The 14,393-nt window shown below is 35.4% G+C and carries 9 protein-coding genes; 8 read left to right on the top strand and 1 reads right to left on the bottom strand.

Features of this window, described 5'->3' with window-relative positions; genetic code table 11:
• Positions 1-9: 9 nt before the first annotated feature.
• The 5 genes from SVZ03_04720 (at position 10) to SVZ03_04700 (ending at position 5,586) form a co-directional block, all read left to right on the top strand.
• Positions 10-702 carry a ribonuclease HI family protein gene (locus tag SVZ03_04720; GenBank protein ID MDY6933512.1) on the top strand — a complete coding sequence of 231 codons (693 nt, stop codon included), beginning with the start codon at positions 10-12 and terminating at the stop codon, positions 700-702.
• A gap of 60 nt (positions 703-762) precedes the next feature.
• Complete coding sequence (recJ, locus tag SVZ03_04715) at positions 763-2,829, top strand: single-stranded-DNA-specific exonuclease RecJ (GenBank protein ID MDY6933511.1); 2,067 nt, start codon at positions 763-765, stop codon at positions 2,827-2,829.
• Positions 2,830-3,146: 317 nt separating this feature from the next.
• Positions 3,147-3,446: an STAS domain-containing protein gene (locus SVZ03_04710; GenBank protein MDY6933510.1), complete on the top strand. Its 300-nt coding sequence runs from the start codon at positions 3,147-3,149 to the stop codon at positions 3,444-3,446.
• Positions 3,447-3,506: 60 nt separating this feature from the next.
• A complete protein-coding gene (gene ispF, locus SVZ03_04705) occupies positions 3,507-3,986 on the top strand; it encodes a 2-C-methyl-D-erythritol 2,4-cyclodiphosphate synthase (protein MDY6933509.1) in 480 nt (159 codons plus the stop codon).
• A 397-nt stretch (positions 3,987-4,383) separates the two neighbouring features.
• The gene (locus tag SVZ03_04700) at positions 4,384-5,586 is read left to right on the top strand and encodes a glycosyltransferase (protein MDY6933508.1); all 1,203 of its coding nucleotides are present in this window, start codon (positions 4,384-4,386) and stop codon (positions 5,584-5,586) included.
• A 134-nt stretch (positions 5,587-5,720) separates the two neighbouring features.
• Here SVZ03_04700 and SVZ03_04695 read toward each other — a convergent pair whose 3' ends face one another.
• On the bottom strand, positions 5,721-6,032 hold the full coding sequence (locus SVZ03_04695) for a hypothetical protein (GenBank protein MDY6933507.1): 312 nt from the start codon (positions 6,030-6,032) through the stop codon (positions 5,721-5,723).
• Between the two features lie 366 nt (positions 6,033-6,398).
• On the opposite strand from SVZ03_04695, the gene SVZ03_04690 reads away from it, so the two are divergent.
• The 3 genes from SVZ03_04690 to SVZ03_04680 all read left to right on the top strand — a co-directional run bounded on the left by SVZ03_04690 (position 6,399) and on the right by SVZ03_04680 (position 14,383).
• Positions 6,399-7,985 carry a hypothetical protein gene (locus SVZ03_04690; protein ID MDY6933506.1) on the top strand — a complete coding sequence of 529 codons (1,587 nt, stop codon included), beginning with the start codon at positions 6,399-6,401 and terminating at the stop codon, positions 7,983-7,985.
• 95 nt (positions 7,986-8,080) lie between these two features.
• Complete coding sequence (locus SVZ03_04685; GenBank protein MDY6933505.1) at positions 8,081-11,347, top strand: hypothetical protein; 3,267 nt, start codon at positions 8,081-8,083, stop codon at positions 11,345-11,347.
• A 510-nt stretch (positions 11,348-11,857) separates the two neighbouring features.
• On the top strand, positions 11,858-14,383 hold the full coding sequence (locus SVZ03_04680) for a hypothetical protein (GenBank protein ID MDY6933504.1): 2,526 nt from the start codon (positions 11,858-11,860) through the stop codon (positions 14,381-14,383).
• Positions 14,384-14,393 lie beyond the last annotated feature (10 nt).

The raw sequence follows: 14,393 nt of genomic DNA, 5'->3' as shown, positions 1-14,393 counted from the left end.
GTATGAAATATGCTTTTGAGTATTGATAGGGTATTGCAGTTATTAACAGAGGGCAAGAGTGTCCAAAAGATATCAGAGATGGCTGAAGTTGAAGTAAAAGATGTCTATGGTTTAATTGATGAAGCGAGAAAATTATTAGCTGCTAGCAATAGGGATAAGGTAAAGAGAAAAATAATTATTAAAAAAAGGGAAGCTATTCAAAATGATACTCTTCCTGTGAACATTTCAGAAAATAGCGAAGATAATAAGGTTAGTGAGATATTTGATGGAGCAGAGTTGTCAATGATTCCCCTTGAGTCCTCTTTAATAATGTATATAGATGGCGCCTCAAAGGGTAATCCCGGCCCAGCTGGATTGGGTATTGTAATAAACGATGATAATGATAGACAGATCGGGACGGTCTCATCCTATTTAGGGATAGGGACTAACAATTATGCGGAATATATGGCTCTAATAAGGGCTTTGAAGATTGCACATTACTTTAAAACAAAGATTTTGAAGATCAGGACAGATTCTGAACTTGTAGTTAAACAGATTAAGGGTGAATACAGGGTTCTTAGCAAAAATATATTACCATTGTATAATGAAGCCCTTCGACTGAAAAAAAGGATAAATAGCGTCCAGATTGAGCATGTTACACGCTCCCTTAATGATAGGGCTGATTATTTAGCAAATAAAGCTTTGTCAATATCTAATAAATAGTAATAGAAATAATATATCCCAAATTCATATGAACTTTGTCTTGATTTACCCCAAATAATAATGAAATCCCAATGGAAAGTTAAGAGTATTGATGATCAGACTGTTAGTGGACTATCCAAGGTCTTTCTTATTGATTATAATCTTGCCTCCCTTCTCTACGTGAAGGGTATCAATAACCTCGTTGATGCATATCACTTCATATATCCCAGCCTCTCCAACCTTTTTAGTCCATTCCTCATGAAGGGGATGATTGATGCAGTTAATAGGATTAGAGGTGCTATCATAAACAATGAGCGTATTGGCATATTCTCCGATTCCGATTTAGATGGGCTTACATCATTGACTATTATGTTAAACCTCCTCCAGAGGATTGGAATTCAATCTTGTTACCGTTATCCAATTGAGGATGAGGATTATGGACTAAGCATTGAAGCGATCGATGAGTTTTATGAGAAGGGCGTGGAATTAATTATTACTCTCGATTCTGGCATTCGAGATGTAAAAGAAATAGAATACGCAAAACAACTGAATATAGATGTCATTATCTGTGATCATCATGAACCAGGTAATGTGACGCCCGATGCGATCATTGTAAACCCAAAGCAGGATGGATGTAACTATCCCTTTAAGGAACTGGCAGGAGTAGGAGTAGCCTTTAAGCTATGTCATGGGATACTGATGAGTTACCTGCGTAGTTACAACAAGCTCTTTGTGCTTATTACTGAGGATGATAATGCAATAAATTTTACTTATATTAGAAATGGTATTATTGAAAAGAACAATACCCTTGAGTATGATGATTTTCTAAATGACATAAACGAAGTACTCAGGAAAGATGAAAATATTATTCTATATGATAACGATAATAAGGAGTTTTTCAGGAACTTATGTGTAAATAGAAATATCTATGATATCCATCGTTTGATGGAAGATGTATTAAAGAATGACAACTCTCCCTATAAATCCGATTGCGATTGTTTATATTTTGAAGTATTCAATAATAACAGGGATATTCTAAATAATCTATTTGCAGAGGTCGAGCATAATCATTCATCAAAGATACTGGAATTTATTGATGAATCTATTGGTCTTGTATCAATTGGAACAATAGCTGATATTGTGCCGATAGTGTATGAAAACAGGACCATCGTCTTTCATGGGATTAAATCCATAAGTTCTACCCAGCATCCCGGACTATCCCTATTACTAAAAAGGATAAATAAGGATGTAAACTCAAACAGTATAGCATGGGAGATAGCTCCTTTATTGAATGCTCCCGGAAGATTTGGCAAGGGTGGTCTAACGGCCGAATTCTTTCTTGAGAGGGATGTAAACAAACTTGAATCAATTTTGGATGAGATTAGTATCCTGAATGATGAGAGGAAGAGGATTGTATCAGACATTTATAATTCTATACTTAGTGATATTGAGGTTGGGAAAATAGCGGTTGATAAGGGCCTTTTGTTTATACAATCTGAAAAAATACCCGAGGGATTATCAGGTTTATTGGCAGGTCAATTGTCAGAAGCAGTAAATATGCCTGTGATTGTTGTTTCCACTGCTGGCAACAAGAGATTTGTAAAGGGTTCTGGGAGGACTGTGGGTAATTTTGATTTCTTCTCTTATGTTGAACCCTATTCACATATGTTTGAAAAGATTGGTGGACATGCGCAGGCCTTTGGTTTTTTAGCAAGGGAAGATACTGTAAAAGATATCATTGAAAAGATTGAAATTATAATTGGAAATAGCTTTATAGGAGAGAATGAATATGCTATTGATCTAGAGATCCCAATAAGTAGAATAGATATTGATTTTATTAGAAACCTATCGATGTTCGAGCCTTATGGCTATAAAAATGAGAAGCCGATCTTTTTGACAAAGGGGCTTGTATTGAAAAATTTTCATAGGTTTGGAAAAAATAAGAATCATGGTAAATTTTTATTTCATGATAACCATCTAGTTGAGGCAATAGGATGGAATATGGCAGATAGGATGGAGAAGTATTCAGAGAGAGAGGATATTGATATTATCTATAGATTGGAGAACAACGAGTATAACAATCTAATTTCACCTAGGATGATTATTGTAGATATGGATCATAATCAATATACAGATTCCTTTGATTAGTGTTCCACTAATAAGATATCAATCTAAAACAAAATTGTATATATAAATTTATGTATATGTGATTGCATGTCCATCTTTGTGTTTAACATTATTCTTAAAACATTAAATATACAGCACCTCCCTCAATGAAGGAGGATTGAGGCGTGATTTTTGTATATACATTTATGATATTATGTTGACAAACTCTGATTATATCCTTATAATTATAATTACACAATATAAAAATACTATGTAATTAATGTTTGACTTTTTTATATTCAATAGTTATCCTAATAATAATTACAATACCAATATAATTTTAATATAAAGGACTTGCCATGGATATCGATATAAAAGATAATAATGATGTGGTAACTGCTGTTATAAGTGGTGATATTGAAATGATGATAATAAAGGAGTTTAAAACTAAACTTCTTGATATTGGTAAAAGTATGGATAAGGATATTGAGATTGATCTTTCAAATGTTGATTACATTGATTCATCTGGTATTGGAGTTCTTATCACTCTTTTAAAAATGCAAAAGGGTAAGGGTAAATCTTTAAAGATCAATAAAATTAGTCCAAAAGTATTGGATATATTGAAATTGAGTTCATTATCTGATGTATTTGATCTATGAATTGCCTTGATCGGAATACGGTTAATCTAACTTTATAGTATGCAGTGTGATATACAGGGAATAAGGGTTGGCATAGGGTATGATGTTCATCCCTTTTCTAATAACAGGAACTTGGTAATTGGGGGAGAGAACCTCGACTATAAATATGGTTTAGCTGGACATTCCGATGCAGATGTCTTAGTTCATGCTATAATAGATTCCTTATTAGGGGCTGCGAATCTGGGAGATATAGGTATTCTATTCCCTGACAATGACAAGAAATATAAGGATATAAAGAGTATTGAGCTATTAAAGCATGTAAATAAAATTCTTGTTACAAATTCTATAAGTATAATAAATATTGACTCAACCCTGATTTGTGAAGAGCCCAAGATCGCCACATATGTCGATAAAATGAAGGAGAATATTTCCGCTGCTCTAAATGATCTTGCAACTGATAGAATTGGAATAAAGGGAAAGACTTCCGAAAAGCTTGGATTTATAGGTAGAGGCGAAGGAATAGCCGCTTACGCTGTATCATTGATTTGCTTAGGTGTTTAGCTACATTTTTTTCTACTACTTTAATTATAACACCATTATTGATTGATGTACAAGAAAACATAAGTACTAATAATTCACATATCTTGGACCTCTTGTATCGCTTATTACTTTTTATATCTTCCAGATATAACAAATTTACCCTACCACTTCCTCAACACTAACATCTCATATTCCAGTCTTAGGCAGTAATTTTCACAAATATTAAACCAAGATAATGAAATTTTTTATGAAAATACTATCATTTTTTTTGCCTTTCTGTTAATACATCGATACTTTATTTATTAGATAAATTATATATATGTTTAATTAGGAGGCAAACAAATAATATAATAAATTTAATATATATTTTTTTATATTTAAATACCAACAACCTAAAATGATAAAAGGAGATGATCTCATGATTAAGTATGATCCAAATTGTGTTAAGAGAGCTGATATAGTAATTGGAATTCCTTCATATAACGAAGCTGATAATATAGCATTTGTCGTTGAAAAAAGCGCTCAGGGTCTTCAAAAGTATTTCCCCAATTATTCAAGTGTGATAATCAATGTTGACAACAATTCGCCAGATGACACTCGCGGTGCATTCTTGAAATCAACAAGCGCAATCCCAAAGATATATATCTCTACATCGCCAGGGATAAAGGGTAAAGGAAATAATTTCTTTAACCTATTTAAGGAAGTCTTTAGGTTAAAGGCCAAGGCTGTAGTGGTAATAGATGCTGATATTGTTAGTATTACACCTGAATGGATACGCGATTTGGCAAATCCAATACTTAACGATGGTTTTGATTTTGCGACACCCCTTTATTCACGAAATGAGTATGACGGCACTATTACCAATAACATCGTATACCCGCTTGTCTATGGACTGCTTGGGAAGAATATTCGTCAACCAATTGGTGGTGATTTTGCTTTTTCATACAGACTTGGTAAGTATTTTTTACAGCAACACTGGCATAAGACAACACTTCAGTATGGTATTGATATATTTATGACATTGAATGCAATTATAGGTGATTTTAAAACCTGTCAAGTGGGTTTAGGGGCGAAGGTGCATAAGCCCAGCGCGCCAAAATTAGGTCCCATGTTTAGTCAGGTGGTTGGTACACTATTTGAGATTTTATTAACAAACAAAAATAGATGGCAGAATGTATGCGATATTGAAACTCTACCCTTTTATGGTCAAAACGTTTTTACAGAACCTCAGAGCTTGAGTGTGGATTACAAGACTATGAAAGAAACAGCAAAAGGTGAGTTTAAAATCAATAGAGAGATCCTTGAGCGTTCCTTAAGTCCGGATACCTTTACCAAGCTCGATGATATGTTCGATTCTGGTAAAATAGATATATCGGCTGATTTATGGGCAAAGATGATATTTGAACTGATATATGCATATGACACTACTAATTCCAGTTCCTTTCTAATTGAGGCGATGAAACCTCTCTATTTCAGCCGTGTCCTATCATTTTATAGACAGACCCTCGATCTTGATCACTATCTATCTGAGCAGGAGATACAAAGACAGGCAAAACATTTCTATAATATGAGACAGTATTTAATGAATAGGTATCAGTATCAGGAGGCTGTTGCGGTCTAAATATAGGTCAATGAGTCTGACATATTATATACTGAAAACGACTGAATATGCCCCTCTTGCTACTTTAAGTGAGAGGGGTTTTACATTCTTTTTTAATTGTGTACCAAGATAATAAAACCTAGGGATAATACAATTTAGATTTTGAAGAGCCCCTCTCCCTTCTTTTTGGATGTTGCTCTTTCGTAATCTTCATAATCGACAAAGGTTAGATTGGGTAATTTTCTTTTCATTCGTATAACAATCTCATGACTCTTTGCGCCACCTTTTGCATCTTTTGAAGTGATATACTTAACTTCCCTTTTGCAATTGGGACATTGCTTTATATCCGTTAATTTGATGCCAATCTCCTTGCACCCCGGGCAGTAGCCAAACATGTCATCCACTATCAATATTTTATCCTCAATATCCTTAATATCAACCTCGCTCCAGATTCTTAAGAATTCCATCCCTTTCTCCTTGATAGCATTATAATAGTAATTTTAAATAAAATGATGATTAAAGAAGTCTGTTGTCAATATATAATGTTGCATCTTATGTATCGCTTCAATTATGCGAGACATTGCTGACACTATAAAATGTGAATTGATGTACATACATTGAAATATCAATTAATCAATCATTGATAATGGATTAATTTCTTGTAATAATTAGTTCCTTATTGATTATATCAATATTCTAGTACATTTAATTTTAATAATACCCATTTCATACATTATTTATTCTTTATACATCATAATAATACAAAGATGAAATATTATAACAACTTTTGTTGACTCATAATAAAACCATACTTATCTTTAAGGTGAGGGTCTATGAATTTTTTTAAAATTTTTAATTATCTAATAGCATTATCCTTTATTGGATTGTTTGTATTTTATCTCTTTATTGAAGATATACACGCTGAGAAGAACATTATTATGAACAACCAAATCCTCGCTTTGGAGGAGTTGGATGATTACGAGGAGTATGATGAATTAGAAGATGATGATGATTCAGAGGAATATGATGATTCTGAAGAGTCCTTCTTTGATGATGCAGAAGGATCTTTTATAGAGTATAAACTAAACGGCTTTATAGAAATTGAAAATGTTATAAGCACCTATAAGGAGCAGGAATTAAAGGATACCAACAAGAAAAATGAGATTCGCAAAAACATCAAGTTTAATTTGGGCACTGAGTATCTGAAACTCCGGATGGATATGAATATATATGTTAACTCAAACATTATTGATGAATGTGTAAATGATGAATATATTTACACTGAAGATTTTGAAGTCTCAAGGAATTTGAGGCTCTCCAATAAATCCTTTGAGGTCAGCTTTAATGAACTCTTTATCGGTTTTGGTGCTGAAAGATTCAGGTTGAGGGTGGGCAATCAAATATATGCATGGGGAACTGCTGATACTCTTAATCCTACTACATATTTCAATCCGATGAATGCAAGAGAGCTTTTCTTGGTTGATGAAGATGAAATGAGGGTGGCTGTGCCATCCTGTTCCGGGATGATATTCTTTAACAATTTAAACCTAGAGATTGTTTTTGCTCCTGTTCATGTTCCGATGCTCATCGCTGCAAGCGACAATTTCTGGGCATTTAAATACGAAGAGGAGCCATTCCCAGTGAATATTTCCGAACCAGATAAACTAGAAATTGATCCATCCAATTATGCCTATGGCGGTAGGCTTTCCTGCAGCATTTGGGGGACAGATTTATCAATAAGCGGATATCATGGCCCGGACATAGAGCCATTAATGGTGCCTATGCGCACTAATTATTTACCTTATAATGAACCGGTCACTCTTGTAGTGGATTCTAAATACTATATCACCAATTATTTTGGATTCGATTTTTCAAAAAGTGTTGGCCCCTTTACCCTTCAATTCGAAATAGCCTACTCTCCAGATAGGAGTGGTATTGTTGACCAGGGAAATTTGGAAGAGATTAGCGATCCAGAAGAATTAGAATTACCCTTTGTAGTGAAAAAATCAAAGTATTTATCCTATTCAGCGGGTTTTAACTACTATGTGCCGTTAAATAGGATACTGGAGGGGCATGAGGGTGAAACTGTGCTATTGTTAGAGTGGCATGAAGCCCTATATTTTGATAATGAACTAATGCCTCCCACAATAACAGATATGATTGCCACAGGACTAACGGATAGTTTTTTCTCAAGTCAACTTAACATATTTATTATGGGAATGATCGATACAAAGAATAAGGCATTGCTCTTTCTGCCAAAGATTGGTTTTGACTTTATGAATGGATTTACAATAGACCTGTCCTATGGATATATAAAAGACTTTAAGGATGATGAAGAGATTAACATGGAGGAAATCTCTTTATTCTCTTTTTATAGAGATAATGATGTAATTATCCTGGAAGCTCGCTATGAGTATTAAAAGTAGTTTATCGATTGTCCTTTTGAATCATTAAGAAGCATTCCAAGTCTATTTATTATAGATAGAGGTTTATCTTAATAAGGAGGAGAGTAATAATGAAAGTAAAAATTTTACACTGTTTTGTCCTAGCTTTATTTATTATATCCTTCAATTCCTGCGGCAAAGAAAAGAATAACGAGATTTATCTATCCGGAACACTTGAGATTGAGGATGATATACTAGGCCCGGCATTTCTGGCAATAGCCACAACGGATGATTTTGATAAAATTGAGAATGATCCACAGAATCATATTATCGGGATCTACTCTGTTGAGCCGTATGACTATGATTTCTATCTGGATATTTCTGATACTGAATTGAGTACTGGGCAGGAGGTATTCATCTTTGGATTTGTAGATAATGATTATATTTATGAAATTCCAAATCCTACTGAGGGCGATTATGTAGGGTTCTATTTTCAAAAGGAGAATTGGCAAACCTCCTATATACTCAAAGAGGGCTATAATGACAACATAAACATCAGAGTCAATAGAAGGGTCTATGACTTTGATGCTGAGGTCTCAGGCACCATTCAGGGAGACTACAGCGGCGACGTAATACTTGTGGCATATGCTGGAGAGTTAAATTCTTTTAATTTCAATGACTTTGATATTGATGGGATTGTGGGATACAAAAGAACCTATAAAAGTGGATCTCCTTTGCCCTATACAATGAAAATAATGCCCTATGGTCATAATGTACCCATTGAGAATGTATTTCTAATAGCTATGTATGATAAAAACAGTAATGGTAAACCCGATGGCAATGATATGATCGGATTCCATTCTGAAGAAGAGAACCAACTTCCCACATTAATAACAATAAATAATGGCTCAATATCCAATAAACACATTGAAACGAAGATGACGCTCCCCGTCCCATCTGGATATGATCATCCTGTTTATGGAAGCTTCAATATGCCTGAGGGAGAGGTTTACTGTAATGATTCCGAATTCGTTTATATAATTATAGCTGAGACAGATGATCCTAATAAGATTATGGATGATCCATTAAATGCGGTAAAATATTTTGAAAAGATCCCATTACCAGAGATGAAAACTGATACAGTAGATTTCAACATTATGCTATCTGAAACAGATCTTGAGGCTGGAGATAAAATTTTCATCTTTGCGCTCTGGGAAAAGGATTCTGTTGCAGGATTCCCATACCCTACGAAAGGGGATTATGTCGGGTTTTATATTAATACTGAGGCTATGACTCCACAGTATACCCTAAGAAATGATGGCAACGAAAATATACAATTCAAGATCAATCGAAGGGTATATGATTATGAATCTGAGATAAGCGGCTCCATCTCAGGGAGTGATACCGGTGAATTAACCATTGTGGCATATGCTGGCGAGATCAACTCCTTTGATCTTAAGAATGCCATTGATTTTGATTCTGTAATAGGATTTCAGACAATCTATAAGGATAAGACCAACCTAGATTATAACTTAAAGATATTGCCCTATGGAAAGGATGTGCCAATCAATAATGTCTATGTCATAGCCTTCTTGGATAAGAATGGGAATGGCATCCCCGATGGCAAGGATATAGTAGGTTTTCATACAGAGGATGAACATCATCTTCCTGCTCTGCTAACAATAAATAAGGGCGCATTGGCAAATAAGAAGATAGAGATGCTAATGGAGTTACCCGATCCGGCTGGATATGATGTTCCCCTTAGTGGCAGTTTTGAAATACCTGAAGGGGTAGTCCTTAATGACGATCCGACTAAGGCTTTATTCCTCTTGGTTGCTGCTACAGATGATCCGAATGAAATTTTTGAGAACCCATTGGGCACGGTTAGATACTTTGAGAAGATTCAGCCAATGACGACTGGCACAAATGAGATTGACTTCCTCATCTCCTTGACTGAGACGGATAATGTTGCAGGTGATGATGTCTTTATAATGGCCTATTTGGATATGAACTACCATGCAGGATTATCCTTCCCTGGCGATGGGGATTATGTCGGCTTTTATATGAATGCTGAGGAATTTAGTCCCACTTATAAGCTTAAGGAAGTTGAAAACGATCAGATAAACTTCAAACTTGACCGGAAAGCCTATTCCTTTGATTCTGAGATAAATGGAACGATTATTGGAGACGATGCTGGTGAACTTACTATCGTTGCATATGCCGGTGAAATAAACTCCTTCGATTTGGAGAATGCAATAGAATTCGATGCTGTCATCGGTTATCTAAAGACAGAAAAGAAAGGCTTTGATCTGGATTATACACTTAAAATCCTCCCATTTGGATCAGACGTTCCTGTTGAGGATGTATTTATAATCTCTTTTCTCGACAATAATTATAATGGCAAACCCGATGGTGGGGACAAGGTTGGATTCTACATTAAGGAACAACAAAACTCTGGGTACACAATGCAGGTTCCCAGTACAATCAGAGTTGATGAGGGTCAATTGAATAACATCGACATGAAGATGCTATTCAATATCCCCATACCCTCTGGGTTCAACATCTCCCTTGAGGGCAGCTTTGAAAAACCCGATGGATATAATGAGAACTCTCCTCCGGTATTTTTAATGGTTGCTCAGGCTGATGATATTGCAATAATGTTTGAGGATCCCTTGAATGCGATTAAATACTTCTATAAGATGCCCCCTGGAGTGAACACCTTTAATATTGATCTATCTATCACAGATATTGTACCCGGAGATCCAGAAGACCTTAAGGATGATGTCGTAATATTAGCCATTTGGGATAAGGATTCAGATGGGGGATTTCTTGATCCAACGGAGGGTGACTATGTTGGATATGTGCAGAGTAATGAGGCTTATGCATATTCTGTAAATCTTCAAGATGGGGTTAATACTATCCCATCAAATGGATTTGAGTTTAAATTGAATAAGAGGTTTTACCAACATAACTCGTCAGTTACATTCTGGTTAGATAAGGGTCTATTTTCAGGAGGATTATACGATGGAGACAATATAATGATAGTAGCTATTCATAAGGATGGAGTCAATTATTCCAGTATGGAGATGGATATAGATTATGTGATTGCAAATATGACATTTGACGCAAAATTTGGACAAGAGAATAAATTTAATCTTAAGATTTTTCCTATAATATATGAAGGGATACCAGTACAGGAACCCTTTGCCATTGATGATATATTTATCTTTGCGATTCATGACAGCAACAGAAATGAATCACCGGACGAGGGGGAGCGTCTCGCCTTCTACTGGTATTGCCCATTCTGGTTTCTATATCTTCCAGATTATTGGGATTTATTTGATGAGGAGAATCTTTTAAGTAGGAGTATAAGATTTTCTGAGTTTTTTACTCTTTAGCCTAAACAACGAAAATCCAAAGGCGCATCAATCAATGTCGTAAAAGTTCTCACTCCCTTATCAATTGTTGACGCCCCATTTAACGTCACTTCCTCTGCTTCAATGTATCCTCAGTTAAAGGTAGCAAATAGTCCATTTCTACCCCCACTCTGTGAATAGTTATTAGAAATGTATGCATATGATAAAAAAATGTCTTGATTTCTCAAATTATTAATTTATTAATCTTATTCAAAAGGATAGCAAATACTATACTCAATATGGCTAATCTCTCTTAATATGTTTCATTATTGATAATTGAAAGCTTATTGTGTGGGAGATATCTCAACAAATGGGAGAGACATCATGATCCATAATCAGAGCCCCTCAGCTTCCTATTACAATATAATCATACAATGATATGAAATGACCTCTCATTTATATATATAGAATATTCATTAGAACACATATATAAGAAATATCAAATCAAAGACACTTCTTTTCCTAAGTATAATGTTTATATGGGGGCATATTATGAATGCAAAAATATTATATATTCTGTTTATTATTCTTATAGTAATTTCTTCTCATTCCTGCGGAGAGGAGGAAAACAATAACCAGATTTTTATATCAGGCAATCTTGAAATAGATGAAGGGATATTCGGCACTGCATTTATGGTTATTTCCAGGGCTGTTGATGATTTTGAAGTGATAGAAGAAAATCCTCAAGACTTTATCATTAAGATTGTGGCAGTAGAACCGATTGACCATTCATTTAACATTGATCTATCAGAATCCTCCTTACGACCAGGGGAAGAGGTTCTGCTCTTTGGATTTGTTGATAAGGATTATAATTATGGCATACCGAATCCCACTGAGGGAGATTATGTGGGGTTCTACATTGATAGAGACGATTATTCGCCATACTATGTCCTCAAGAGCGGGCATAATGAAGACATTTCAATTGATATAAACAGAAGTGTTTATGACTTTGAGGCTTACATCTCAGGCACTATAGATGGGGATTACAAGGGCGAAATAATGGTTGTGGCATTTACTGGCGAGATGCCATCTATGAATATCGATGATTTTGACATAGATGGTGTAATCGGATATAAGAAGCTAACAAAGGCCGAATCCCCTGTATCATTCTCAATGAAGATAATGCCTTATGGTTATAATGTTCCCATTGAAAATGTATATCTCATTGCAATGTTCGATGAGAACGCAAATGAGAAACCCGATGCGGGCGACATGATTGGATTCTATTCCGATGAGTATAATAATCTCCCTACAAAGCTAACGATTCGTGAGGGAATTTTAGATAATAAACACATCAACTTTGATATCGATAAGGTAATTAGACTAGCTGAACCATCGGGATATGATATCCCCCTTTGCGGGAGCATGGAATTGCCGGATGGAGAAATCTACGATGAGGAGTCTAATCCAATCTATATAGCTGTAATTGAAGCCGATGATCCGATGGTACTCCTCGACAATCTCGAGGACTTCAGTGTTGCAATGAAATATCTGAAATGCTTTGAAAAGGTCCAACAGCCAAAGAATGGGACCCAGATAATAGAATACAATATTGACCTCTCTGAGACGGACCTAAATGCGGGAGACGAAATCTTAATTTTTGCCATGTGGGACATGAATTATGCTGGTGGATTACCCTCGCCACTTACGCCTGGTGACACTGTGGGGTTTTATATTAACCTCAGTGCCTTTAGTCCCACCTATAGGCTTCGGGATGACTCAAATAATAATATTGATTTTAAGCTGAACCGAAGTGTTTATGACTTTGAAGCAGAGATTTCGGGCACAATTATTGGAAATGATACGGGTGATCTTACTATAGTCGCCTATGCCGGCGAGTTGACATCCCTCAATTTTGATGATATTGAGGGCATGTTTGACATTGACGCTATTGTGGGTTATCAGCAGTTGGAAAAAGGAGCATCGGATTTAGATTATACGATGAAGGTTTTACCCTTTGGCAAAAACATACCAATTGAGAATGTTTTGATTATTGCATTCCTTGATAAGAACAACAACGGAATACCTGATGGCGGAGATAGAATTGGGTTCCATACTGATGATCCGATGAAACTCCCGACACTATTAACAATCAAGAGAGGTTTCTACAGAAACAGAAATATTGAAATGATGATGGATTTACCCAAGCAGTCAGGACATGACATCTCAATCTCTGGAAGCTTTGAGAAACCTCCAGGGTATGACAAGAACTCAAATCCAATATTCCTAATTGTTGCTCAGATGAGTATTGAAGATATTGACCTATTATTTAAAGAACCATTTAAATATATAAAATACTTCTACAAAATGCCTCCAGGGGAAAATGAGTTTAATATTGACCTCTCCAGTACTGACCTAACCCCTGGGGATATTGATGATCATGAAGATGATATCTTCGTGGTAGCGCTATGGGATAGGGACTTCAATGGTTTCCTAGCGCCCACTGAGGGGGATTATTTGGGCTTCCTTATAAGTAAAGAGGACTTTGCATTCTCATACAATCTGCATGAAGGTGTAAATGAAATTACTACAAATGGATACGAGTTAAATATAAACAGAAGGTTTTATCAGCACAATTCATACATTACCTTTTGGTTAAGCCGCGGCTGGCTTAGCAGCAGCACATTCAACCAAGATGACAAAATAATAGTTGCCGCTATTCAGGCAGATGGAATTGATTACTATAATATGAAGGTAAACATCGACTATGCTGTAGGTATTGCAATTGCTAAACCGATCTTTGGGAGTGAATATACATCCAGCATGAGCATCTTGCCAGCAATATATAAAGAAATAGATGTGGAAGATCCCTTTGCAATTGAAAATCTATATATATTTTCAATTCACGATAAGAGTCCAAGTAATCTCAGACCGGATATTGGAGAATATTTAGGATTTTATTGGCTGGACTATATGGATATTGCCATCCCGAATTTATGGGACTTAACTGATGAAGAGAACATCTTACCTAAAAGTGTTAGATTTAATACATTCATTCATACAATCATAACCTTTTAGCACTCTTTAA

Source organism: Spirochaetota bacterium (assembly GCA_034190085.1).
In the GTDB taxonomy this organism is placed as follows: domain Bacteria; phylum Spirochaetota; class UBA4802; order UBA4802; family JAFGDQ01; genus JAXHTS01.
Note: the sequence above shows the minus strand (reverse complement) of the source record. Positions and strands in the feature narration are given on the sequence as shown.